We start from the raw sequence: 24,758 nt of genomic DNA on the forward strand, positions 1-24,758 counted from the left end.
AAGACAATGGTTATTTTAGATGGTGCCTCATTGCTAAATTCGCTTGCCTTAATCTTTTAAAATCGATTCAATACGAGCCAGCTCATCGCTAGAGAAGTCAAGCGAGCTGAGTGCCGCAACGTTATCATCAATTTGCTCCACACGGCTTGCGCCGATCAATGCCGATGTTACCCGGCCGCCGCGCAATACCCATGCGAGCGCCATCTGTGCAAGCGTCTGCCCGCGCTCGGCAGCATGAGCGTTAAGCAGCTTGATTTTCTCAAGCTTGCCTTCCGTAATTTGATCGGATTGCAGAAATAAGCTTGGTCCTGCCGCGCGGGAATCCTGCGGGATGCCGTTCAAATAACGGTTCGTCAAGAGGCCGCCAGCGAGCGGCGAGAACACGATGGAGCCGATGCCTTCCGTATCAAGAACATCCTGCAAGCCATCTTCAATCCAGCGATTGAACATCGAATAAGAAGGCTGGTGAATGAGGCAAGGCGTGCCAAGCCGCTGCAAAATAAGGGAAGCTTCAGCCGTCTGCTCCGCACTGTAGTTGGACAAGCCAACATAGAGCGCCTTGCCTTGGCGAACGATATGGTCAAGCGCAGCCATCGTTTCTTCAAGCGGCGTGTTCGGATCTGGACGATGATGATAAAAAATATCTACGTATTCCAGCCCCATACGCTTAAGACTCTGATCAAGGCTCGCCACCAAATATTTGCGCGAGCCCCACTCGCCGTAAGGGCCTTTCCACATATAATATCCGGCTTTTGTGGAAATAATAAGCTCATCGCGGTAAGCAGCCAAATCCTGCTTGAGCAGTTGGCCGAATGTCTCTTCAGCAGAGCCAGCAGGCGGCCCATAATTGTTAGCAAGGTCAAAATGGGTAATGCCCAAATCGAAAGCGCGGCGAACCATCGCCCGTCCATTTTCCAGACGATCCGTACCGCCAAAATTGTGCCAGAGGCCCAGTGATACTGCCGGAAGCAGAAGTCCGCTGCGGCCGGTACGATTGTATTTCATCCCGTCATAGCGGGAATTTGCAGGCAAATACGTCATCGATTAACATCCTCTCTACTATTAAAATTAAAAGTTGGAAACTTTCATTTTATACTTCAAACCAAATATAAAGCGCTTGCCTCCTTCATTGTACACCGCTAAGACGCATGGCGCAAAAAAGCAGCTCCTGCTGAAATCCCTTTATTTTTATTTAAGATTAAGGTTTTTTAACCTGAGTTTTGTTATAGTAGGTTAGACAAGCGTAAACGGTTACGGTGAGCTGGCCTTGATCACCGCAACGTTTCGCGAAACCATTATAAAAAGCGTGTAAGATGATGAAGGGAGTTTGAAGAATGGATAACCAAGAATCGCAGCGTAAAGAAGAAGAGTTAAAAAATGCTGCGGAGCAAGAAACCAACACACACGAGGACAATCAACATACGACTGAATCAACAATAGCTTCACCGAATGCGGCAGGAGGGGCGCCTTTGGGCGGATCAACTCCCCCGCCACCCCGTAAAAGCGGCAACGGAGCATGGATTGCACTTTCAGCAGTTTTAGCTATTTTGCTAGTAATCGTCGCTATTAAACCGGTATTCGGCGGTGGCAACAATGCAGCCGTTGCAACGGTTAATAAAGTCGACATTACGAAAGAAGACCTTTATGAGGAAATGCTGAAATCAGGCGGTAAAACAACGCTCGACAATCTGATTACACAGCAGTTGATTACGCAAGAAGCTAAAGCTTCCAATGTTACGGTTACAGAAGCAGATATCGATGAAGAAATTAATACGCTGAAAGCAAGCTTCGGCACGGACGAGCAGTTCAACGCCGCGCTGGCACAATACGGCGTAACGCTGGAGAGCCTGCGTAAAGATGCTGAGACGCAAGTGAAAATCCGCAAGCTGCTTGAGCCATCCATTACCATTACCGATGATCAAATTAAAGAAGCTTATGAGCAAAACAAAGCTTCCTACGGCACAGGCGAAGAAATTAAAGCTTCGCACATTCTGGTAGCTACGCAAGAGGAAGCAGACGCTATTTTGAAACAATTGAAAGATGGCGCTGACTTCGCAACGTTGGCGAAAGAAAAATCAACCGATACAGGCACGAAAGACAACGGCGGCGATCTTGGCTTCTTCGGCAAAGGCGTTATGGACCCTGCTTTCGAGGAAGCAGCCTTCGCACTGGAAGTTGATCAAATCAGCGACGTCGTTAAATCGAGCTTCGGTTTCCATATTATTAAGAAAACCGGCTTTAAAGCGGCAACTTCCCCGACTTTTGAAGAGAAGAAGGAAGAAATCCGCAAGCAGCTGCTGAATCAACAAATTCAAGAGAAATCAGCTACTTGGATTCAAGAGATTCGCGACAAAGCAACGATTACGAATACGCTCGAAGAGAAAACAGAAGAAGAAACAGACGCAAGCGCTAATCCAGACGCAGCTGTTTCTCCAGAAGCAAGCGCAGCACAATAAGACCAACCGAATAAGGTTAACGCGCTTATGAACGTGCTTATGAATTAAAAAAAGATCGCTGTCCGCCAGGCTTAATGCCTTTGGGACAGCGATCTTTTTGGTTTTCAGCCGTTATGATATGGGCCGCTTTGATGCTCTGATGCACAGATGCCCAACACAAACCCTAGCTTAGCTTTGTAGACAAAATCAAGCTGTACAGCCACCCGTTTAGCTTTGCAAGGCAGCCCCTTTGCTCACGGTCACTTCCTTGCCGCTTGCCTTCAGCCGCTCTACCACTTTATTGAGTGCCAGCTGCGCCGTATGATCCCAAATGCGCGACTGGCTAAGGTCGATATGAATTTCGTCAGCTTTGCAGTCCAGCTCGATTAGTTCTTCAAGTCCAGAGGACGAAGCGAAAAACAGCTGTCCATACACCCGATAAGTCCGCTTGCTGCCTTCCCATTCGCTATGAATGTGCAGCTTGCGTGACACCGACACAACGAACCATACGAAGCTGATCAGCACGCCGACCAGCACGCCAGCAGCCAAATCATGCGTGAATAATACGGCAGCTACTGTCGCTACCATCACGACCGTTTCGGCAAGCGGCACACTGCGCGGCTTGAATACCGAGCGCCAGTCGAAGATGGCGATACAGACCATAATCATAATGCCGACCAGCGCCGCCATCGGCACCTGCGCCAGCACATCGCCGAACAGAACGGCGAGCAGCAAGAGGAACAAGGCGGAAACGAGTGTAGACAGCCTATGCTTCCCGCCCATTTTCACATTGAGCACCGATTCCGCTACAAGCGCACAGCCCGCCATACCGCCGAAAAATCCCGCGACAACATTCGCAACGCCTTGTCCGCGCATTTCCTTATTTTTGTCCGTACGCTCCCCGGTCATTTCATCGAGCAAATTATGCGTCAGCATCGTCTCCGTATATCCAACGACAGCCAGCGACAAGGAATAAGGAAAAATGATAGCTAACGTCTCCCAGCTAAGCGGAATATTCGGCAGCAGAAACGATGGCAGCGAAGCGTCAATTGCACCGACCCGAGTAACACCGTCCATGCCAAACACCCAAACGGCAAACGTTAGCACGACGACTGCCACAAGCGGCGAAGGAATCGCCTTGAAATAACGCGGGAGAAAATAAATAATCGCCAGCGTCGCCGCGACTAACGCATACATCAGCCACGACTCGCCCTGAAAATAACGCAGCTGCGACAGGAGGATGAGAATCGCCAGCGCATTAATAAATCCGGTCAGCACGCCCTGAGGCACATATCTCATCAGCTTGCCCAGCTTAAATACACCCATTAAATATTGCAAAATTCCGGTCAAAATCGTAGCTGCAAACAAATATTCGATGCCATGCTCCTTTACAAGCGTCAGCATCAGCACCGCCATCGAGCCTGTGGCTGCGGAAATCATGCCGGGACGACCGCCAAGAAACGTCGTAACGAGCAGGATACAGATTGAAGCATAAATTCCGACAACAGGCGGTACTCCCGCCATAAACGAAAAAGCCAGCGAATCCGGCACCAGTGCGAGCGTCGCCGTCATGCCCGCCAGCACATTCACCCGCACATCGGTCATCCACTGTCGTTTCCAAGATAAACTGCTCATACCCTTTTCACCTAATATCCTTCGCCTTTGCCGCCGTTCGCGATGGCGACGCTTGCGCTTGCACCAATGCGGGTGGCGCCAGCAGCAAGCATTTTGAGCGCGGTTTCCAAATCTCGTACGCCTCCGGAAGCTTTAACACCCATGTCTGGCCCAACTGTACGGCGCATTAGCGCAATATCTTCCTCTGTTGCGCCGCCTTTGCCGAAGCCGGTCGACGTTTTGACAAAATCGGCGCCAGCCTCCTTGCAAATTTCGCAAGCCCGCACCTTTTCCGCATTCGTAAGCAAGCCTGTTTCCAAAATGACCTTTACGATCGCCCTGCCCTTGCAAGCAGCCACAACCGCCTCAACATCGCTCTTCACGCCTGCTTCGTCACCTGACTTCAGCAGCCCAATGTTCAGCACCATGTCCACCTCGGTAGCCCCGCAGGCAATCGCATCTTCCGCTTCCGCCGCCTTCGCCTTTGAAGTCGTTGCGCCAAGCGGGAAGCCCGCTACCGTCGTAATGCCTACGCCAGAGCCAGCCAGCTGAGCAGCCGCAAGCGCGACCCAGCCTGCATTCACGCAAACGGTGGCAAAATGATACGTTTTCGCTTCGGCACAAAGCTGAATGATTTCCTCTTTTGTCGCGTCGGCCTTTAGCATTGTGTGATCAATAACTCCAGCTACATTCGCTGCATTCGTACTGCTCATTAATAAATCCCTCCACCTATCGTCTCTCTAGCCCGTCCCGTTCACGCCTCCGGCTTGTAATCCAGCAGATGCTTCGCCGTAATGTGATCGGTAATCAACGTATTCGCATATTGACCAGCAAGCGCACCATACACCGCTTCGACCTTGCTTGGGCCGCCAGCTACCAGCACGGACCATTCCTTGCGCTTCAGCTCGCCCAAATCAATGCCAATCGTGCGCAAGTCCAGCTCCTCACTGACCAATTGCCCGTTGATATCTATGAATCTTGAGCAAATATCCCCTACGCCGCGCGAGAAAATAATGCCCAAATCCTCATCGGAAAAATAATTCGCCCGCATCAGCACCGAATCCTCGGTTGGCGCTCCTACGGTAACAACAGCGATATTCGCTTTTTTGCCCATATCAAGAATTTTGCGTATATGACGATCCGCTTCAATCGCATGCTTCACAACCGCATGGTCAACAATAGCTGGAAGCGGAATCAAATAAGGCGACGTTTGATAAGCTTTAGCGAACAGCTGCGCGATCTCGTGGGCATACGTATCGGTCTCGGAATGGCTGACACCTCCGTTGAGCTGCACCACCTTGACCTTCTTCGCATGCTTGTTCGGCAGACGGGTCGCTACTTCATATAACGTCGTGCCCCAGGTAACGGCTATCGTATCACCATCCTGCACCGTTTCATTCAGAAACGCAGCGGCAGCTTCTCCAATTACCCGCTTGGCCATCGCATCCTCATACTTAGGTACCGTGGCTACAATAGCGCGCTTCAAGCCGAAGCGCTCCTGCAATTGCCGCTCGCGGTCCGCATTGTCTGCTGCCGGGTCCATAATCTTGATCTGTACGATACCATCAACCTTCGCCTGCTGCAAAAAACGCGAAACCGTTGGACGTGACACGCCGAGCTTCTTGGCTATTTCCTGCTGATTGTAGTCAAGCTCATAGTACATGCGCGCTGCTTCAATCATTTTCATCTTTTTGTCGCTGAGTTCCTCCATCGGGCATCTCCTTTGGTGAGTCGCTCTTCCACATTTATCTATCTTGAGAATATGTTCAAAGAATTGTAAGCAATATTTCAGTTTCATTATATAAGGAAAAAAGCAAAACAACAACTACAGCTTTTGGACAGGATTTTCATGTCAACATGTGGAATACGTATAAGGCGCGACCATAAACGACATTCTGATGGGAGGTATCACCTGCTATGTTGAACAAGTTTAAGTGGTTCACATCCATTCTTTTGACCGCAGCCCTGCTTCTAGGCGCTGCAAGCGTCTCGGCGGCTGCATCCACCCCAGAGAAGGCCGGCAAGCATATTACGCTGCTGCATACGAACGATATGCATGCCCGGGCGGTAGAATCCGAAAGCAACGGTGAGCTCGGCTTTGCACGGCTGGCCGGAATTATCGACAGCTACAGGGCCAGCAATCCGAACACGCTCCTGCTTGATGGCGGCGATGCCATTCACGGCACTACCTTTGCCACGCTCGTAGAAGGCGAAAGCGTCGTACGCGTCATGAACGCAATGGGCTACGATGCGGCAGTCCCCGGAAATCATGAATTTAATTATGGTTACAACCGCCTCGTCGAGCTAGAACCCCAAATGGAATATCTGCTTCTGAGCGCCAACATTAGAGTAAAGAAAGACGATTCGCCGCTGTTTCATCCTTATGTCATTAAAGAGGTGGACGGCGTGAAAATCGGTATCTTTGGCCTGACCACACCCGAAACCGCCTACAAGACGCATCCGAAAAATGTCGATGGACTTGTGTTCACCGACCCAGCCGAGGAGGCGAAAACGATCGTCGCCGAGCTGAAGGACCAGGTCGACGTCATCGTGGCACTTGGCCATATCGGACAGGATGAGTCGAGCGCCGATACGAGCATTGGCATTGCCAAGGAAGTTGCCGGCATTGATGTTTTTATTGATGGGCACAGCCATACGGTGCTGGAAAAAGGGCTTGAAGCTGGCCATGGCACCCTTATTGCAAGCGCCGGTGAATATACCAAATACATTGGCGTCGTCGATTTATGGATCGATCAAGGCAAAGTAATCAGCAAAGAAGCCAAGCTGATTGATTACAAAGCTGCTGCGGCAATTGCCCCTGATCAAAAAATTGCTGAGCTGGTCGATTCCATCGTCGCTGAGCAGCAGGAAATCCTCTCAACCGAGGTTGGCGAAACCGCTGTGAAGCTTGATGGCGAGCGCGAGCAGGTTCGAGCGGGAGAAACGAATTTAGGCAATTTGATTGCCGACAGCCTGCGCTCAATCACGAAGGCCGACATCGCCCTAACGAATGGCGGCGGTATCCGCGCTTCAATTGATGAAGGAATCATTACGCAGGGCGAGATCATTACGGTGCTGCCTTTCGGCAATCAAATCGTGACGCTTAACGTCACAGGCGCCGATATTAAAGCCGCTTTGGAAAATGGCGTTTCGGATTATCCGAATCCGAAGGGCGCTTTTCCGCAAGTATCCGGCATCGCCTTCAAGATCGATACCGCCAAGGCAAAAGGCTCGCGTGTCCATTCCGTTACGGTAGGCGGCGCTCCGCTCGATGCGAAAAAACAATATTCGCTCGCGACGAATGATTTTATAGCAGCCGGCGGCGATGAATATACGATGTTCGCCAGCTATCCGCAGGCCGGCATGTTTGGCGCACTGGACGAAGCGCTCACGAGCTATTTGCGGGAGCTTGGGACAGCAGCAAATCCAGCTGTTGAAGGACGTATTACGGAGGGAACAACGCCTAGCTCCGCTTCCCCTTCTACCAGCACGAAGCCTAAGCCGGAAGTTATCCAGCCCGGCCCGTCGTCTCCGGCAGGCACCACTCAGGAGGAGCCTGCGAAGGCTGCCGACTATGCCAACTACACGGTGAAAAAAGGCGATACGCTCTGGTCGATTGCGAAGCGCTATAATACGACGTGGCAGGCGATTCGCGACGTAAACCAAATTAAAAATCCCGATCGCATTTACATCGGACAGCAGCTCAAAATTCCGGCATAGCAGCAAAACAGCCCTCCGCCATTTTTAAATGGTGAAGGGCTGTTTCTATTATATCTCTGACATGTCCCGGCTAGGCTTGCATTGACTTGCTGCTGGCCTTGCGGCGCAGCCTGCGTTCAAAGCCTACATACAGCACAATGTACAAGATGAAAAAACCGCCAGACAGCAAATACATTGTCGAATAATTGGTCACAGCCGCTACAGCTCCCAGCAATATTGAACCGCTTCCGATGCCGACGTCAAAAGCATTGTAATAGGTCGCCGTCGCTACGCCTCTGCGCTCTGGCTCTACGAGATCGATAACCCAAGCCTGCAGCGCTGGGAACAGGGCGCCAAAGCCAAAGCCATAAAACAGCCCCGACAGCAGCAGCATCGCGGTAGAATGCGTAAAATAAAGCATGACGCTAGCAATAATGCATAGAATAGCAGCAGGCAGCAGCACCCACATGCGCCCTTTGCGATCAAACAACGGGCCGCTAATAAAGCGGATCAGAAACTCGCTGATGGCCACGACAAGGAAGAAAATGCCGACACTGCCCAGGCCCTGCTCTTTGCCAAACAAAGCGATAAAGCTGAGCACCGTGCCGAAGGGGATGCCGATAAGCAGGCCAAGCAGCGAAGGCATAAACGCCTTGCGCTCCACGACGCTGTCCATCCAGCTTCCCGTTTCCGCCACAGGAGCGGCTGCGGCTGGCGCCTTCTTCTCCACACGCGGAAAACGGACAAAGCAGGTACTGATCAAGCTAAGCAGCATAACAACTGCCCCGATTAAAAACAGTGCCTTAAAGCCATATTCCGTCATAATCCAAATGCCAAAAAAGGGTCCTAAAGCGAATGAGATCGAATTCCCTGTCGCAAAAAAGCCCATGCCTTCCCCTCTTCGAGAGGCTGGCACTAAATCGGATGCCGCTGTGCCGAACAGCGTCGTTGCAATGCCGAAGCCGACGCCGTGCACGACGCGCAGCACAAGCAGTACGGCAAGGGTCGCAGCTAAATAATAGCCGGTAAGCGCGATAAGACTGATGGCTACTCCAAGAAGCAGCAGCTTCTTCTGGCCCAGCCGCTTTATGCCATAGCCTGTTCCAAGCCGGGAAATGACGGCCGTAAACGTAAATAAGCCCATAATTAGGCCAATTTGTGTTTGGCTGCCTCCCTGCTCCGCGGCAAACACGGGAAGTGTCGGCAGCAGCATCTCAAGCGCCATAAACAGCAGCAGATTAGAGCCCATTAATAAAATGAAATTTTTTGACCATAGCGCCTCGCGCATTTTTCTATCTCCTTTATGATTTCAATCTAAGTATGAGAAGTTCCGATCCCCTTACGATTCGTTCATCATATAGCAGTTTGAATACCCTGTCTACGATGAAAACGACTGTCTTCAATTTTCTATTGCGGTCTTCGGCAAGTGTGATAACCTGTAGGAGAGGTTGTCTTCAGAAATCTCATTTTCCATGCGAAGTGAGGAGCCTGTCTATGAAACAAATGATAAGCGATGAACGGCTCGATGGGATTATTTTCAAAAAATTTATTGTTCAGCTTATCCGTAATTATCTGTTTGGCGGGGCTGTCGCTGTCCTTGGGGTAGGAAGCATCCTCATCTTTTCAACCTTGCAGCTATCCAGCATTGAAATTTTTCGGCTGGCGCTGCTGCTCGTCGTTTCGCTGATCATCATGTTCAGCTGCGAATGGTTGGCTTTCAAACGGCATATTAAGCCTATACGCGATATTTTTTACATAGAAGCTACTTCTGCCCAGCTCCGAGAGGCATATTTGCAAGTACATAACTTTCCGCTTTTATCGGTTAAACGGATCGCCGGTCCCCATTTTCTAGGTTTGGCGATTCCCGTTGGCAGTCTCACTTATATAAGTATAAAGCTGCAATGGATCGTATTTCCTTATTACTATATTGCGATAGGCGCGGCATGTGCGGTGCTGATTGCGGCGATGCATGCCATGCTTGAGTTTTTTCTGACAACCAGGGCGATACCGCCGCTCATTACGCATATACGCGCGATGCATATTAAACGGTTTAACGCTGATTTGACGCTGGAGGGGCAAGTTCTGGTGACAATCAGGCGCAAGTTTCTGCTCAGCGCTTTTATTATCGGAACGCTGCCGATGCTTATGTTCAGCCTGGCGACGCAAATTCGCATAGAGGGGTACGCCAGTACCAGCTCCGCTTCTGCCGCCTACTGGCAATGGGCCGTCCTCATTCTTATTATTGGCATTTTATTTTCCTGGCTTAGCGCATCGCTGCTCTCCAAGGATATTCAGTCGCCGATCGAGACGCTTCAGCAGGCGTTGGTCAGCGTTCAGGAAGGCAATCTCGACCATAAGGCCGAGGATATTTATTCGGATGAGTTTTCCAAGCTTGTGGCCGGATTCAACCATATGGTCGATGGTCTGAAGGAGCGCGAGAAGCGCAACGCCCAACTGCTGCAAAGCTATTTCATTACCCTAGCTGCGGCGCTTGAGGCTCGCGACCTCTACACCGCCGGGCATTCCGAGCGCGTAGCTGAATACGCTGTGCTCATCGGGAAGCTCGCTGGCTGGGACGATTCCGTTCTGGATACGATTCGCAAGTCGGCGCTGCTCCATGATATTGGCAAAATCGGTGTCCGTGACGCCGTGCTGCTGAAGGACGGCAAGCTGACTGACGAGGAGTTCGATCAAATCAAGCAGCATCCGATTTTGGGTGAAAATATTTTGCGGCGCATTGAGCCGGCTGATGCGATGGAGCATCTGCTGCCGGGCGTGCGCTCCCATCATGAACGTTTTGACGGCAAAGGCTATCCCGACGGGCTCGCAGGCGAAAATATTCCGCTGCTCGGCAAAGTCATTGCCATCGCTGATGCCTTCGATGCGATGACCTCCGATCGCCCCTACCGCAAGGGCATGACTGTATGCAAGGCGCTCACCATTTTGGAAGAAGGCAAGGGAGCCCAGTGGGACCCTGGCCTAGCCGAGCTGTTCATCCGCTGGCATAGGGAGCAGGAGCAGCAAGCTTCAGAAGATACGCGTGCAGAGGCGTAAGCGAGCTCTGACGCTCGATGCACAGCAGCATAAAGACCAAAAAAATCCGCCTGCATGAGGCGGATCTTTTTATAAAATCGTTTGAATATTTGGATTAACGTTTAATTAATTGGAAATCATCATAATGGAAGCCCGGGGAAACAATACAGGAGAACAGCGATGGCTCATCGCCAATCGGCTGCGACATTTGCCACTCGCCTGCTGGCACTACCGCTTGCGGCTGCTGGCCATTCAGCACATCGCCGCCTACAATAATTTCCTTTCTAAGCGTTGGGTCGTCTGAAGTGCCGCCCAGGGAAAGGGTAATTGGGCCGCCTGAATGCCAAATCCACAGCTCATCAGATAGTACTTTATGCCAATCCGACATCTCATGCGGATGCAATAAAAAATAAATCGAGGACGCTGCGGCACGTGGTCCGGAATAAGCCTCACCCAGCAGCTCCTGCGGAATTTGGAAGGAAGCCTTCCACAATTCTTTATACCAACCGCCCTCTACATGCGGTTGTAAGCCCAATGCTTCAACTAACGGCGAAATCGCCTTGTTCGCTTCACTCATCATTCAATCTCCTTCCAGCTGGAAAAAATGCTTATTTCATTTAATTCCCCCAGTGTATCCAACACTTGGGACAACGTCAATACCTTTCGCAGCAGCCTTGTGACATTCGGCCTACAATCATTTATAATAGTAATAAGAGACAGGGGGTGAATAGATGAACAACAACGTTTTGCAGCAGCCGGCAAGGCAAAGCCGGTTAGTGAAAGGCCTGATCATACTAGCATTGCTGTGTACAGCCATACTATTTGCTTATCAGGCGGAGGACTTGCCCGAGCTGAAATCTCCCTCCGACCAACTGACGATTGCAGCAGGGGACCATCATGGTGTCGCGATCCGATATCAATCCGGTATTTTGAAGCAGCTTTTCCAGATGACGCTTATAGGCATCACCATTATTTTAGGAATACTCGCATGCCGAAAGCAGCGGCTGATTCCACTATCCATTCGCCGTGCCTTTATACCGCAGCAAATAAAGGATTTATTTTTGATGCCTGTTAAATTCACCGGAAGCTTTATATAATCTATTGCCAGCATTATACGTATCCGTCCTATCATGATACCCACACAAACTCACGATATAGGAGCTGGCGAATATGAATATTAGAGAATCGGATTTACCAGGCATTGGACGTAAGTATCAAATGGAGACGAGAGGCGGCGACAAGCTCGTTGTCGTCATCCATGATGACGGAAGAAGAGAAATGTACCATTTTGAATACGATGATCCAGATGACAGCATTTCCATGGTTTCCATGGATGACGAGGAGGCCCGTCAGGTTGCTGCCATTATTGGAGGAATGACCTATACGCCGAAGGCGCTTGAGACGATTGAAGTCGCGCTCGACGATTTGACTATTGAGTGGTATAAAGTCGAAGCCGGAGCAAGCTGCGTAGGCAAAACGATCGGAGACTCTGATATCCGCAAGCGGACGGGGACGACGATTATTGCCGCGATCGACAAGGACGGCAAGCATATTAATCCGGGTCCGGATTATATTTTCAAAGCCGATTCTACACTGATAGTTGCAGGTGAACGCCCGCATCTTAAGACGCTTAAGCAGCTGCTCGTGAATGGGAGCCGTTAATTATGGATCATCTGGTGCTGGAGATTGGTCTCGCCGTCACTTTGATTGCCCTAGTCGGCTTAATAGCAAATAAAGTAAAATTTTCAGTCATTCCGTTTTATATTTTGATCGGGATGGCTGTGGGGCCGCATGCTCCTAAATTCGGCGTTTTCGACTTCCGCTTTATCGAAAGCGCCCCCTTCATTGAATTTCTCGGCCGCTTAGGCGTGCTGTTCCTGCTCTTTTATCTCGGTCTGGAATTTTCGGTCGGACGCCTGATGAAATCGGGAAAAAACATCGCCGTCGGCGGTACGATTTATATTATTATCAATTTCACGCTTGGACTTGTCTATGGCTTCTCCCTAGGCTTCCCGCTTGAGGAAACGCTCATTATGGCCGGTATTACAACGATTTCTTCAAGCGCCATCGTTGCGAAGGTGCTCGTGGACTTGAAACGAACCGCGAATCGGGAAACCGAGATGATACTCGGCATTATTATGTTCGAGGATGTTTTCCTCGCTGTGTATATTTCCATCCTCTCCGGTCTTGTACTCAGCGGCTCCAGCTCGCTTGGCGGCGTACTCCTCTCCGCATCCTATGCGCTTGGATTTATGCTCCTTGTACTCGTAGTTGGACGCAAGGCTGTTCCTCTGTTGAATAAAATATTAAACATCCGCTCGAACGAATTGTTTCTTCTGCTGATCTTCGGGGCTTTATTCCTCGTCGCAGGCTTCTCCGAAACGATTCACGTCGCTGAGGCAATCGGCGCCCTTCTAGTTGGACTAGTGCTAGCTGAAACCGCTCATATGAAGCGGATCGAGCATCTGATTTTACCTTTCCGCGATTTCTTCGGTGCGATTTTCTTCTTCAGCTTCGGTCTGACGATTGATCCGACGGCGCTTGGAGGCGCAGTATGGCTATCGCTAGGTGCTGTTGCCATTACGCTGTTCGGCAACGTGCTTGCAGGCATGCTGGCGGGGAAAAGCGCAGGACTTTCGCCTAAAGCGTCCGCGAATATCGGTCTGACGATCGTCTCGCGCGGCGAGTTTTCGATTATTATGGCGAATCTCGGCAAAGCCGGAGGATTAATGGAACTGCTTCAGCCATTTGCTGCCTTATATGTCCTGCTGCTTGCGATTTTGGGGCCATTGCTCACCAAGGAATCCAAGCTCATTTACAACGGCATGAACAAAGTATTCCGCTTTGACCGCAAGAAGGCTAAAGACAAAGAACCCATCAAAGAGCCGGACGTTTCCAATTAAACGACGGGTCTGCCTTTGCAGCCTAAAAATTTAACAAGCCTGCCCCAACCGACGAAGTGTTATTTTCGCGGGTCAAGGCAGGCTTGCTTTTTTAAAGTTGGGTTATTTAGCTTGGCGTTTTAGCTTGACGTCCTAGTCGATGCCGTCTTTAAAGTTTTTGTTCCAATTTTTATCGCCTTTGTGAACGTAGTCCTCCACTGTCTTATGCAAGGTGTTCACAAGCTCTTCCTTGATCTTGGCAATCGTGTCGTAAAAGACAATTTCCTCCGCGCCCGAAATTCTCACTCCGGCTACTGCCTGTGCAGCAGCGAAACGGCGATGCTCTGTCTCAAAGTTTTCCAACGCCTGCAAGGCATGCTCTACATAATGGGATAATTCCTGATGTTCCTTCGGAAGTTGAGCTTTAAGCTCTTGAATGCGTGTTTTTAATGGCATTAGAATCACCTCAGCGTTAGTATTTACCTCTGTATAATTACTATAACCGATTTTTATGCTTCGGGCATCCCAAAATATGCTAAATCGGCAATGATGCGCCTATTCACGACGGATTGACCTGTACCATTACTTGCTTGCCGCTTACTTGAATGCCTGTCTGCGGCTTGCCTTGCTCTGTAAGATCAGCGAGCAGGCGCTCCAGCAGCGTCTTGCCAGCAGCCCCCTGCTTGCCTCCTTGAACGCGCACGACGAGCTGCACCGCATGGCCCGACTCCAGCAGCTTCACAGCCTGGCGCTGCTTAGTGTCGTAATCATGCTGCTCAATATCAATGCCGAGACGCAGCTCCTTTACCTTCGCTGGCTGGCCTTGTGCCTTCTCCTGCCGCTTGGCCTGGCTGGCCTCCTGCTTCGCTGTACCGCGCCCCATCAGCTTGCAGGGAGGCGGACTGCTCATAATGGACAGGCATACGAGATCTGCCTTGTGCTGCTTCGCCAGCGCGAGCGCCTCTGCGCGGGAAACAACACCGAGCGGCTCGCCGTTCAAGCCCGTCAGCTCCACCTCAGAAGCTTTGATTTTCTCATTCATCAGCATCGTAACAACCTTCTTTCTGCTGCTCTGTTCTATTCTCATTACCCAGCTAATCGCGCAGCTACTCTTGATGCTGCTGAATCAGGTCCATCTTCATCTGCCACGTTTTCTCGCTTAGATGAATCGGATAAAATTCCGGATTCAGCTTGCGCTTCACTTCCGGCAGGAAGCTGCTTAGCTGCTCCTGATGAAACTGCCGAACCTGCGAAAGGGACGGCAGCTCATAAACGAGACTGCCCTTGTCGAAAATACATTTCAGCAGCGGGACAGCTTCGTAGTTGTTCACGTATTTGTATATATACGGGTGCAGCGGATCAAATAGCTTAAGCCTGCTGCCGTCCGGCTTCTCTTCCTCGCCGCATAACGCAATATAATCAGCCCGCGCCAGTCCCGTATTCAGGTTGCGGATACGGAACACATCCTTGCGGCCCGGCGTCGTCACCTTCTCGGGATTCGCAGACAGCTTGATGACGGGCACGTAACGCCCGTCCTTCCAGCGTGCGGTCAGCTTGTACACGCCGCCCAGCGAAGGCTGGTCCGCAGCGGTAATCAGCTGCGTGCCCACGCCCCAGATATCAATGCGCGCCCCTTGCGCCTTGAGGTTAAAGATCAGCGTCTCATCGAGATCATTCGATGCGACGATCTTCACATGCGGCAGCCCCGCAGCATCCAGCTGCTTGCGCGCCTCCTTGGATAGAAGCGCAAGGTCGCCGCTGTCGAGGCGAATCGCGCTGAGCTGCTTGCCTTGGCTCTCCAGCCAGCGAGCCGTCTTAATTGCATTCGGCACGCCGCTTTCCAGCGTGTCGTACGTATCGACGAGCAGCGTCACTTGATCCGGCAGCGCCTCGGCATATTTCATGAAAGCCTCTTCCTCGGTATCATGTCCCTGCACCCAGGAGTGGGCATGTGTCCCTTTAGCCGGGATGCCGAACAGCATCCCCGCCCGCATATTGGACGAAGCGTGGAAGCCGGCAATATAAGCGGCACGCGCGCCCCACACGGCAGCATCCGCCTCCTGCGCCCGTCTTGTCCCAAACTCCAGCAGCGTATCGCCGTCCGCAACCTGCACAATACGCGACGCTTTCGTCGCAATCAGCGTCTGGTAATTCATGAAGTTCAGCAGCGCCGTCTCAATAAGCTGCGATTCAAATATGGTGCCCTCCACGCGAATGAGCGGCACACCCGCAAAGACGACCGTGCCTTCCTCCATCGCGTACATGCTGCCCTTGAAACGGAACTGCCGCAGCCGTTCGAGAAAAGCGGGCTCGTACTGCTCCTCCTGCTCAGCCAAATACGCAAGCTCCTCTTCCCCGAAGCATAGCTCTTCTATATATTTTACAATGCGTTCAAGTCCCGCAAATACAGCATATCCATTGCCAAAAGGCAGCTTGCGGAAATACGCCTCGAATACCGCTGGCGTATCTGCCGTTCCATTTTTCCAATGCGCATACATCATGTTGATTTGGTATTTATCCGTATGCAGCGTTAAATTTGCGCTATTCACAGACACAAGTCACTCCGTTCTAAATGATGTCTGACAGGGGCTGCGAAGAAGGAGTGTCCATGCCTGATGAACGGCGGCGCTTTCAAGGTGAAACGGCTGTCGTCATCCTTTGGCGGAGCAGCGCGTTACAGTCCGAGAAATATAGGGAAAGGAAGTGAAGATCATATCCAATCCTATATTTTAATTTAACGCGACCTTCCTTTTCTGTATAACAGCTTTACCATTGCCAGCAGAAGCAGGCACACCACAATTCCGATGCACGCTCCTGTAAAATCAACGACCACATCCATACGATTGCCCGTTCGGTTCAGGCTGGTTAATTGGTTTCGCTCATCGAGCGCTGCCAAGGTCACCGCCGCTAAAAGCGACAGCATCGCTGGCGCAAGCATACGTCCCTTCATGACGACGCGCAGCAGCATAAACCAGATTGCTCCTAGCATAGCATAAACGAACAGATGGGCGCTCTTGCGAAAAACAAATTCGACAAAATGATACGGATTCGTTTTGGCCTCAATCGTCTTGCCTAAATACGTGATCGACAAATCAGGCAACAGCCGGATCAGCTGCTCCTTCCCGATCCACGCTTGCAGCTTTGGCCTAATCGTCTGCTGGTCGAAGGACTGCGAGGAGAGATGAAAAACAAACAAAATCCAAGCTGCCAAAACAACAAGCCATATTCCTATTATATAACGATTGCTCCTAGTTTCCACCTTGATCAGCTCCTATCCCTTCATTCCGCTCTTTCGAAACAAAACGTTTCATGATTGATCCTAATTGTATCAAATTTTCTTTCCGACCTACAACTTGCGCACGCATAACCTGTTAAAAATAAACGAAAAGCCCCCGACTTTGGATCGGGGACCTTTCATCGACTGGCTATACATCGCTCGAAGCGACCTGCCCGCTTTAGAAGGAGCTTCTTATGGCATTCAGGGCATTACGCCAACGATTCAGCATAGGAAAGCACAGTCGCCAAATCCTTCTCAAATGCGGCGCGGTACTCCGCAATAACAGCTGTGCTGTGGCCGTTAGCCGTCAGCTTGGCTGCCGTATCCGCTAATATCGCTTCGAAATCGCTTTTGATCCGGGCAACCTCCGTCTGGGCCTGCAGCTTCAGCTGCTCCTTCGTTGCTTCATCTCGCGCTGCCACAAACGACATATACAAATTCGTCAGCGTCGAGGTCGCTTCGGTTTTGAGCGTATCAAGCTTGCCCTCTGCCTCGCTTGTAATAACCTCATACGCCACCTTCGGCGTATTGTCGACTGCTCCGCCGCCGCCTGTACCAGGCTGGCTGCTTCCTCCGGTGCCTGGCTGGCTGCCTTCCCCGGTACCTGGCTGCGTGCTGCCGGCTCCCGCCGAGCCTTCGCCGCTCCCTCCACTGCCGCCTGCTTCGGCCTGCTCCTGCTGATAAGCGGCCGTTTCGCCAGTTACAGCGCCTGTCTTGCTATCCCATTTAATTGCAGCGCCGGATGCTTCCGCCATAAAGCGGATCGGCACATAAATCGACCCTTTGTAATAAAAAGCGGACTGATTCGCAGGCAAAGCCTGCTCCTTTCCTTCAAACACGAAGGAAGCCTGCACCTCTGTCAGTCTAATTGATACTGGTGAAGCAGTCGCCGCAGCGGCAGCCTCATCATCCGCAATCGCGCCAGCAAGCTGCTTTTTCAATGCCGCCGCTTCTTCCGCCGTTGGTTCAGCTACCGTTACCGTCGCCGTCTCGCTATTCCATTTCACCGTCTTTTGAAGCGCATAAGAGACGAATCTAACTGGAACATAAGTCCGGCTCTTATATTCAAATACGTATTGACCGCTTGGCAACTCCAGCTTCTGTCCATCAAAGGCCAGGCTGACGGGAAGCGGCTGTGCAACAATCGCTTTATTGGAACTGGAATCGCCCTGCGCCGAGGCCGCATGAGGCAGCAGCATGCAAAGCATAAGGCCGAGAAGCATAACAGATTTAATTTTAAATGTTTTCATTGGGTAGTCGTTCACTCCATTCCTCGCCCGGCTCCCTTGCTCCCAGATGGCTTAGCCAGCAGCAAGCAAAATAGAAACCGTGCTTTTCCTAAAATCATCTCTTAAATGGGAAGCAGCAGCAAGGGACTCGGCTCTTATATTCAAAATCGGGTTTTGTCCACATTCAGTCCGCATTCAGCCCTCATTCGATTGGATTCGACATTATTCTCGCCACCTATTGCATTTGGCCCCCATTGTCCTAGCTCCTTTCAGCCCACTGCAAGGCATTGCGAAAAAAGGAAAGTCTCTTGCGGCAAATTTTGCGCATGGTACAATAACCTTATAATGTAAGAGACTGCGACGAAATAAAGTACCGCTAATTTCCTCGCAGCTCCTAATCCACATGAAAAGATAAGGCGGGATGTTGTATGTCATATTTATCGCTGAACAGCTGGAGCCTGCATAGACTGCTTGGCCCGCTTCATTGGACGTCCTGGGATGCCGAAACGCAAACCCACCAAACGACTGATCATGAGCAGCCCTTGGAGCTGACACTGCTGGAGCTGCCAGCTGTCGCAGCAGCCAAAGGCTATCAAGCCATCGAGGTATGCCATTTCCATTTCCCATCTACGGAAGCCGCTTATTTGCAGCAGCTAAGAGATTCTTTTTCGGCTGCATGTCTATCCTTTGACACACTGCTCGTCGATTATGGCGATCTCACTTCTCCCGAGGCGGCACGCCGAGAAGCTGACTATCAGCTCATGCAGCAATGGATCGACGTAGCGGCAGCTTGTGGGGCCAAGCAGGTCCGCATTATCGCCGGCGAAGCAGAGCCAACCGATCACGCGGCCATTCGCCAGTCTGCCGAAGCTTTAATTAAGCTGGTGGATTACGGCGCCGCGCGCGGGGTGAAGATCGTAACCGAAAACTTTAAATGGCTTACGAGTGTCGGCGACAGCTGTATGGAGCTGCTGGAACAGGCAGGGGATTCGCTTGATCTCATTACGGATTTCGGAAATTTCAGCGGACCAGCCAAATATGAGGATATTGGCCGCACAGCTGTGCACAGCGTATCCATTCATGTGAAAGCGATAAATAATGAGCATGGATATCCCGATCAGGACGAGCTTCGCCGCTGCCTTGATCAGGTACAAGCTTCCGGTTTTGATGGCGCATACGTGCTCGTCTATGATGGGCCGGGAGATATGTGGGAGGGGCTGGAGCGGGTGAAGGCTGTGGTTCAGCCTTATATCGCTTAGTTATTCATAAGAAAGACAGCTAGCGAATAGGCTAACGGCTACCCACTAAGTGGTCTGACGCATTAAATAAATTAGCAATGACGTATTTGTATCATACATAGCGTTGCTGCTCGCATAAGGAAGAAGCCTTTCTCTACCGTTATCCATACGGGAGGGAAAGGCTTCTTCTTGCTTGCATGCAACTTACATGTTATATCCAATACACCCATGGTGAGCCGGAGACTTCAATCGTTTATGAGCCGGAGGGCTTCATTTTGCGCCACAGCGTCGAGCGGTTAATGCCCAGACGCTTGGCAGCAGCAGATTGGTTCATATCCTCCTGCTCCAGCACTGTGCGAATAATATCATATTCAATCTCATCAAGCGTCTTGCTCAAATCAAGCCCGCCTGCTTCAGAAGAATGCTCGGAGCTTTCATGGCCCCCGGCACCTAAGCCGGAGCCCGCCTGCTTCAGCAGCTCCACTCGCTCCGCTTCCACATATTCGCCGTCGGAGCTTCTGACAAATTGATCAATGACGTTGCGCAGCTCGAACAAATTGCCGCGCCACTCATGTGTGCGCAGCGCCTCCATTACTTCCGGGCGCAGGCCGACAATTTGCTTGCCATAACGCTCGTTGTACATAATGAGGAACGTGCGGATGTATTCGTCCAGATCATCCAGCCGCTCCCGCAGCGGAGGCATGCTGACAATTCGCCCGGCAAACGTATCATAGAGCTTGACGTCTAGCGCATTGCTGCTTTTCAGCTCCAGTGGACTGCGGTCAAACGATAATATGATTTTGCCCGGCGCTGCGGCCAGCACAGGCGCCAGCTCGCGCTGATCAGCCAGCGACAGCTGGTCAACACCGCGGATATAAATAATAAGCTCCTCATTGTCCGTTGACAGCAGCTTCCTTAACGCAGCGAGCGCTGCTGCATCATAACGCTTTGTGACGGACAGTTCAATCATTTCACTGCCGCTCTGCGGCATGGAGCTCCAGCGCTTAATCGCAAACAACCGCTTGCCTGCTCCCGTCTCGCCAAACACAGCAAGCGGGTAAGCACGCTCGGAAGGCGACTGCCCGGCAAATTCATGATCGGTCATTACGAGCGGCGGGAAGGCATTATCTTGCTTGCTTGTGTACATCATCGTTATGCCAGAGCCTGGCTGCTCTACAGGGCGAACCTTCAAATAAAACATGCCGCCACCAGCATCATCATTCATTTTGCCGCCAGATACGGCGACCTGGCGCTGCCCATCCAGCTGCACGAGCAGCTCCAAAGCAACGCCCTTGTCCAAATCAGCCATATAACGGCTGAATACGGGATAATCGGCGTACAGCCCGGTTTGATTTTCAGGCAAGTGGAACCACGCATTAAAAGCTTCATTAGAAAATTGGATAATGCCCTTGTCATTCACAATGGCATAGCCAGTATCCATCGTGTCCAGCAGCCGCTCGAAAGCGAGCTTCTTCTGCTTGTAGCTTTCCGACACTTTATAAATTTGCTTCGCCTGAGCGAACGCTTCAAGCACCGACTCGCGCCCAGACGTAATGAGCACGCCCTGCATGCCATGTTCATTGGCTTTGCGCACCGTAATGTTATCGCCTACTATGACTTTGACGCCCTCAGCCTTCGCAAGCCGCAGCGCCTCGTCCACCTCGCTCTCCTGTTGAACCGAGGCATAAGGAATATCAACCTCCATTAAACCGGATACCGAAATAAAGCCCTCTATAATATTAGGAAAGCCGATCATTTTGATCTTGGCCTGATAGCCCTTCACAACCATTAAAATCCGCATAATATCAAAGCCGGACACCTGAATGTCAATGACGGGCAAATACGAATGCTTGCGCAGCAGGCGAGCCGTTCCGCCCCGGCTAATAATGACATCGTAACCGTCCAGATGGATGCGGTTCATAAGCGGCAGCACCTCGGATAAATCGCCCTGTAGCACCTTGATTTCGAATTCCTTCAGCTCTTCCCGCAAGCTTGTTGTCAGCTCCACGAGCCCCGGGTAAGGGGCAACTACTACTATTTTTATTTTCATCCTCATCATCACCGTTGCAGTTTAATACACTCATTATAGCTAAACGCGATCCGAATGAACAGTATTGTGCCCGGCAGGGTGCGGCGTGCTGCCACCCCCTCCTCCTTGCAGCAGGTGCAGCGTGCGGACGAATACATCGCCCGAGCCGAAGCCGCCCGCCTTCGTTACCCCATACACTTCTTTTGCTCCTGAAAATAACCCAATCGGCACGCCCGTCTCCACTTCGCCCTGCAGGCGGAACTTCTCCATACCGGCGAAGCGGCAAAACTGCTTCGCCGTATCGCCTCCCGTCAAGATGAGGCGATTCAAGCCATACGCCTCAACCAGCTGTGCGGCCGTACGGCCAAGCGCTTCCGCAATCCTGTCGCTGACTTCCGTCTGTCCCATGCCCAGCTTGCTTCCAGCTTCCATTGCAAGCTTGATCTCTTCTTGTTCGCCGGAGGAATAGAGCACGACTGGCCTCCCCTGCTGCAAGGCAAGTGCCGCCGCAGCGTATACGCGCTTTAGCTCGGCGTTGCAAGCCGCATCAGGTGCAACCATGACATGCGCCGCCAGCCGAATACCAGCAACCTGCGGCTCAGCAAGCAGCAAGGCGAGCTGCTGGCGCGTCTTAAAATTGACGCTCCCGATAACAGCAAGCACTGGGGCATCACTCGTCGCCAGCTCAAGCACCGCTTCATGAACGGTACCGCCAGCTGTTGTCAGGCACCCTGCCAATCCAGCCGAACCTGCCCATATGATGCGATATTCAAGCCCCTCAAACAGCGATACGATCCCGCGCAGCTCCTGCTCGCTTTGCGCATCAAATACGAGATAACGGCATCCTTCAGCAGCCAGTTCAGCAAGCCTTTGCTTCAAATGCGCGTGACCAAGCGCCATATCTGCGCTCGAAATCTGAGCCACTGCACGCTCGGATTGCCTGCGAATAAGCTCAGGAATGCCGGAGATGGTAATCGGCGTCTTCGGATCAAGCGCAAATTCCGTCTCATGCAGCAATTGTCCATTTAAATATAAGGAACCGTCCCTCACCGTACGGTTATATTCCGGATAGGCAGGCGTACAGACGATAAAATTTGGCTGAAGCACGTCCTGCAGCGCATCGAATTCTGCACCAAAGTTGCCTCTGAGCGTCGAGTCCACCTTTTTGAAAATCACATCAAATGGCTTCGTCTTCACATATTCAGCCGCCGTCCGCACGCGATCATAAGCCTCTTGAGCACCAAGCGAGCGGCTGTCCGTATCTATAATCACAACGTCGTCATCGAGGGCTGCGGCTGTGTTTTCATCAAAATTAAGCAGAACCGAAGCTTTGAGACCGCTTCTTGCGAACTGAACGCCCGAGTCGTTAGCGCCTGTAAAATCATCTGCGATTATTGCAATTTTCAAGTCATCACCCCGCGTCCAAGATCAGCCTTTGACCGAACCAAGCAGCATTCCTTTCGTGAAAAACCTTTGCGTAAACGGATAGATAAGCAAAATCGGCACAACCGCAAGAAAAATCGAGGCCGCTTGCAGGTTTTGCGGCAGCAGCTGCACGCCGTTTACCGTAATATTTTCAAGCGAAGTACCGCCCTTGCTGGAATTAATAATCATATTGTAGAGAATGACCGTAATCGGCTGCATGCTGCGGTCCTGCAAATAAATCATCGGAATGAGGAACTGATTCCAAATGTAGACGGCATTAAATACACTGATCGTTGCAATAATCGGCTTGCTGAGCGGGAAAAACACCCGCCACATGATTTGCCAATCGTTCGCGCCATCGATAACGGCCGCCTCCTCCAGCTCATAGGGCAGCTCGTCGAGGAAGGATTTTGTAATAATGAGCAGAAAGGTGTTGACCGCCATCGGCAAAATCATGACCAGCCAGGAATTGACCAGCCCCAGCCCGTTATAGACGATATAGTTCGGAATGATTCCCGCCTCGAACACCCAAGTGAATAGAAACAGGAGCATAATCGTGTAGCGCCCAACCAGCCTTTTGCGCGACAGCGGGTAGGCCGTCATGAACGTCACCAGCACCGCCACAAAGCCGCCAACGACCGTATAAAATAAAGAATTCAGCAGCCCTGCCGTTACCCCAAGCCGTTCATTGCCGAGTATATATTTGTAAGCTTCGAGATTGATGCCCTTCGGCAGCAAATATACCGAGCCTGCCACGACCGCTTTGCCGTCGCTTAAGGATGTGGCCATTATGAGCACGAACGGATAGACGCACAGCAAGGCGACAAGGACAAGCAAAGTGTTGTTGATCAGATCAAACCAGCTAAACTTCTTCATCTTGCCGCCTCCTAGAACAACCGGGACTCGGAATATTTTTTCGATACTTTATTCGCCATCATCACGAGCACGAAAGCAATGACAGACTGCATCAGGCCAACAGCCGCGCCAAAGCTGTAATTCGGGAAGCCGTCGCTTGCGAACGCTTGGCGATACACGTAGCTTTGAATGACATCCGCCGTATCGTAAATGCTCGGATTGTACATAAGCAAAATTTTATCCAGATCGACGGTCAATATTTGGCCGATAGCCAAAATGAACATGACGACAATCGTGCTGGAAATCGACGGCAGCGTCACATGAATAATTTTCTTAAATCGGTTCGCGCCATCAATGTCCGCTGCTTCATACAGATGCGGGTCGATGCTCGTCATCGCCGCCATATAAATAATGGCGCTGTAGCCGAATAGCTGCCATACGTTAAGCATGACGTACAGCGGGCGGAACCAGCCGGGATCAGCCATGAAGAATACGCTTTCAAAACCTGCGAAATTCAGCATTTGGTTCACCAGTCCACCCTGCGGCGACAGCACTTTATACAAAATCGAAACGATAACCGCTGACGAAATAAAATAGGGGAAGAAGCTGAGCGTTTGCACGAAACGCTTCACCGCCGACAGCCGCACCTCGTTAACGAACAAGGCGAAAATAATCGGAATCGGAAACACAAACAGCAAATTGAAAAAAGCGAGCAGCAATGTATTTCTGACCAGCTTCCAGAAATAAGGGTCGCTCATGAACTTGCTGAAATGCTCGAGGCCAATCCATTTGCTGCCCATTATGCCTTTGAAAATGCTGTAATCCTGAAACGCTATGACCAGCCCGAACAGCGGCAGCAGCTTGAATAGAATTAAATGAACCAGACCCGGCAGCAAAATCAAATATAAAATTTTGGCGTCCCACATCCGCTTAAGCAGTCCGCTGTTTTTGGATGTTGCCCGTTTTACGATTGAGCTCATCTCAGCCCACCTCTGGATTCAAATTGAAGGGCAGCCCCTCTCTTCCCCTACGCCGGAGCGAA

The 24,758-nt window shown here is 51.2% G+C and carries 22 protein-coding genes; 7 read left to right on the forward strand and 15 right to left on the reverse strand.

Annotated features, from left to right (window positions below):
• Positions 1–48: 48 nt before the first annotated feature.
• Positions 49–1,041: an L-glyceraldehyde 3-phosphate reductase gene (mgrA, locus tag ASF12_RS07845; protein WP_056031849.1), complete on the reverse strand. Its 993-nt coding sequence runs from the start codon at positions 1,039–1,041 to the stop codon at positions 49–51.
• Between the two features lie 293 nt (positions 1,042–1,334).
• On the opposite strand from mgrA, the gene ASF12_RS07850 reads away from it, so the two are divergent.
• Positions 1,335–2,456, forward strand: coding sequence for a foldase protein PrsA (locus ASF12_RS07850; RefSeq protein WP_056031852.1), 1,122 nt, complete (start codon positions 1,335–1,337; stop codon positions 2,454–2,456).
• Between the two features lie 207 nt (positions 2,457–2,663).
• Here the strand turns inward: ASF12_RS07850 and ASF12_RS07855 are convergent, their stop codons facing one another.
• Genes ASF12_RS07855 through ASF12_RS07865 form a run of 3 tightly spaced genes read right to left on the reverse strand, consistent with a single transcriptional unit; the run spans position 2,664 to position 5,760 of the window.
• Complete coding sequence (locus ASF12_RS07855) at positions 2,664–4,070, reverse strand: SulP family inorganic anion transporter (protein ID WP_056031855.1); 1,407 nt, start codon at positions 4,068–4,070, stop codon at positions 2,664–2,666.
• 11 nt (positions 4,071–4,081) lie between these two features.
• Positions 4,082–4,762 carry a deoxyribose-phosphate aldolase gene (gene deoC / locus ASF12_RS07860; protein ID WP_056031857.1) on the reverse strand — a complete coding sequence of 227 codons (681 nt, stop codon included), beginning with the start codon at positions 4,760–4,762 and terminating at the stop codon, positions 4,082–4,084.
• A gap of 41 nt (positions 4,763–4,803) precedes the next feature.
• On the reverse strand, positions 4,804–5,760 hold the full coding sequence (locus ASF12_RS07865) for a sugar-binding transcriptional regulator (RefSeq protein ID WP_056031859.1): 957 nt from the start codon (positions 5,758–5,760) through the stop codon (positions 4,804–4,806).
• Between the two features lie 209 nt (positions 5,761–5,969).
• Here ASF12_RS07865 and ASF12_RS07870 point away from each other — a divergent pair, with 209 nt between their 5' ends.
• Positions 5,970–7,769 (forward strand): 5'-nucleotidase C-terminal domain-containing protein, encoded by a 1,800-nt coding sequence (locus ASF12_RS07870; protein ID WP_056033001.1) that lies wholly within the window; start codon positions 5,970–5,972, stop codon positions 7,767–7,769.
• A gap of 70 nt (positions 7,770–7,839) precedes the next feature.
• Here ASF12_RS07870 and ASF12_RS07875 read toward each other — a convergent pair whose 3' ends face one another.
• Positions 7,840–9,036 carry an MFS transporter gene (locus ASF12_RS07875; protein ID WP_056031862.1) on the reverse strand — a complete coding sequence of 399 codons (1,197 nt, stop codon included), beginning with the start codon at positions 9,034–9,036 and terminating at the stop codon, positions 7,840–7,842.
• 206 nt (positions 9,037–9,242) lie between these two features.
• Here ASF12_RS07875 and ASF12_RS07880 point away from each other — a divergent pair, with 206 nt between their 5' ends.
• Positions 9,243–10,802 (forward strand): HD-GYP domain-containing protein, encoded by a 1,560-nt coding sequence (locus ASF12_RS07880; protein ID WP_235533077.1) that lies wholly within the window; start codon positions 9,243–9,245, stop codon positions 10,800–10,802.
• A 94-nt stretch (positions 10,803–10,896) separates the two neighbouring features.
• Here the strand turns inward: ASF12_RS07880 and ASF12_RS07885 are convergent, their stop codons facing one another.
• Positions 10,897–11,361: a cupin domain-containing protein gene (locus ASF12_RS07885; protein WP_056031865.1), complete on the reverse strand. Its 465-nt coding sequence runs from the start codon at positions 11,359–11,361 to the stop codon at positions 10,897–10,899.
• Positions 11,362–11,512: 151 nt separating this feature from the next.
• Between ASF12_RS07885 and ASF12_RS07890 the strand changes: the two genes are divergently transcribed.
• The 3 genes from ASF12_RS07890 to ASF12_RS07900 all read left to right on the forward strand — a co-directional run bounded on the left by ASF12_RS07890 (position 11,513) and on the right by ASF12_RS07900 (position 13,684).
• Positions 11,513–11,878, forward strand: a complete 366-nt coding sequence (locus ASF12_RS07890) for a hypothetical protein (RefSeq protein ID WP_056031868.1) — start codon at positions 11,513–11,515, stop codon at positions 11,876–11,878.
• Between the two features lie 73 nt (positions 11,879–11,951).
• Positions 11,952–12,443: a cation:proton antiporter regulatory subunit gene (locus tag ASF12_RS07895; protein WP_056031871.1), complete on the forward strand. Its 492-nt coding sequence runs from the start codon at positions 11,952–11,954 to the stop codon at positions 12,441–12,443.
• Between the two features lie 2 nt (positions 12,444–12,445).
• The gene (locus ASF12_RS07900; RefSeq protein ID WP_056031874.1) at positions 12,446–13,684 is read left to right on the forward strand and encodes a cation:proton antiporter; all 1,239 of its coding nucleotides are present in this window, start codon (positions 12,446–12,448) and stop codon (positions 13,682–13,684) included.
• A gap of 132 nt (positions 13,685–13,816) precedes the next feature.
• Here the strand turns inward: ASF12_RS07900 and ASF12_RS07905 are convergent, their stop codons facing one another.
• From ASF12_RS07905 to ASF12_RS07925, 5 genes are all read right to left on the reverse strand, one after another.
• Entirely contained in the window at positions 13,817–14,119 is a 303-nt protein-coding gene (locus ASF12_RS07905) for a hypothetical protein (protein WP_056031876.1), read from the reverse strand.
• Between the two features lie 103 nt (positions 14,120–14,222).
• Positions 14,223–14,711 carry a translation initiation factor IF-3 gene (gene infC, locus ASF12_RS07910; protein WP_056031879.1) on the reverse strand — a complete coding sequence of 163 codons (489 nt, stop codon included), beginning with the start codon at positions 14,709–14,711 and terminating at the stop codon, positions 14,223–14,225.
• A 58-nt stretch (positions 14,712–14,769) separates the two neighbouring features.
• The gene (locus tag ASF12_RS07915; RefSeq protein WP_081418668.1) at positions 14,770–16,212 is read right to left on the reverse strand and encodes a nicotinate phosphoribosyltransferase; all 1,443 of its coding nucleotides are present in this window, start codon (positions 16,210–16,212) and stop codon (positions 14,770–14,772) included.
• Positions 16,213–16,397: 185 nt separating this feature from the next.
• On the reverse strand, positions 16,398–16,922 hold the full coding sequence (locus ASF12_RS07920; RefSeq protein ID WP_056031882.1) for a VanZ family protein: 525 nt from the start codon (positions 16,920–16,922) through the stop codon (positions 16,398–16,400).
• Between the two features lie 227 nt (positions 16,923–17,149).
• Positions 17,150–18,190, reverse strand: a complete 1,041-nt coding sequence (locus ASF12_RS07925; RefSeq protein WP_056031885.1) for a copper amine oxidase N-terminal domain-containing protein — start codon at positions 18,188–18,190, stop codon at positions 17,150–17,152.
• 407 nt (positions 18,191–18,597) lie between these two features.
• Here ASF12_RS07925 and ASF12_RS07930 point away from each other — a divergent pair, with 407 nt between their 5' ends.
• Complete coding sequence (locus ASF12_RS07930; protein ID WP_056031888.1) at positions 18,598–19,428, forward strand: sugar phosphate isomerase/epimerase family protein; 831 nt, start codon at positions 18,598–18,600, stop codon at positions 19,426–19,428.
• Between the two features lie 232 nt (positions 19,429–19,660).
• On the opposite strand, the gene ASF12_RS07935 is transcribed toward ASF12_RS07930, so the two are convergent.
• Genes ASF12_RS07935 through ASF12_RS07950 form a run of 4 tightly spaced genes read right to left on the reverse strand, consistent with a single transcriptional unit; the run spans position 19,661 to position 24,696 of the window.
• Positions 19,661–21,457, reverse strand: coding sequence for a sigma-54-dependent transcriptional regulator (locus ASF12_RS07935; protein ID WP_056031891.1), 1,797 nt, complete (start codon positions 21,455–21,457; stop codon positions 19,661–19,663).
• 39 nt (positions 21,458–21,496) lie between these two features.
• Positions 21,497–22,843: a four-carbon acid sugar kinase family protein gene (locus ASF12_RS07940; protein WP_056031894.1), complete on the reverse strand. Its 1,347-nt coding sequence runs from the start codon at positions 22,841–22,843 to the stop codon at positions 21,497–21,499.
• 21 nt (positions 22,844–22,864) lie between these two features.
• Positions 22,865–23,737, reverse strand: coding sequence for a carbohydrate ABC transporter permease (locus tag ASF12_RS07945; protein ID WP_056031898.1), 873 nt, complete (start codon positions 23,735–23,737; stop codon positions 22,865–22,867).
• Positions 23,738–23,748: 11 nt separating this feature from the next.
• Positions 23,749–24,696: an ABC transporter permease gene (locus ASF12_RS07950; RefSeq protein ID WP_056031900.1), complete on the reverse strand. Its 948-nt coding sequence runs from the start codon at positions 24,694–24,696 to the stop codon at positions 23,749–23,751.
• Between the last annotated feature and the right edge of the window lie 62 nt (positions 24,697–24,758).

It is taken from the genome of Paenibacillus sp. Leaf72 (assembly GCF_001422685.1).
Lineage (GTDB): Bacteria > Bacillota > Bacilli > Paenibacillales > Paenibacillaceae > Pristimantibacillus.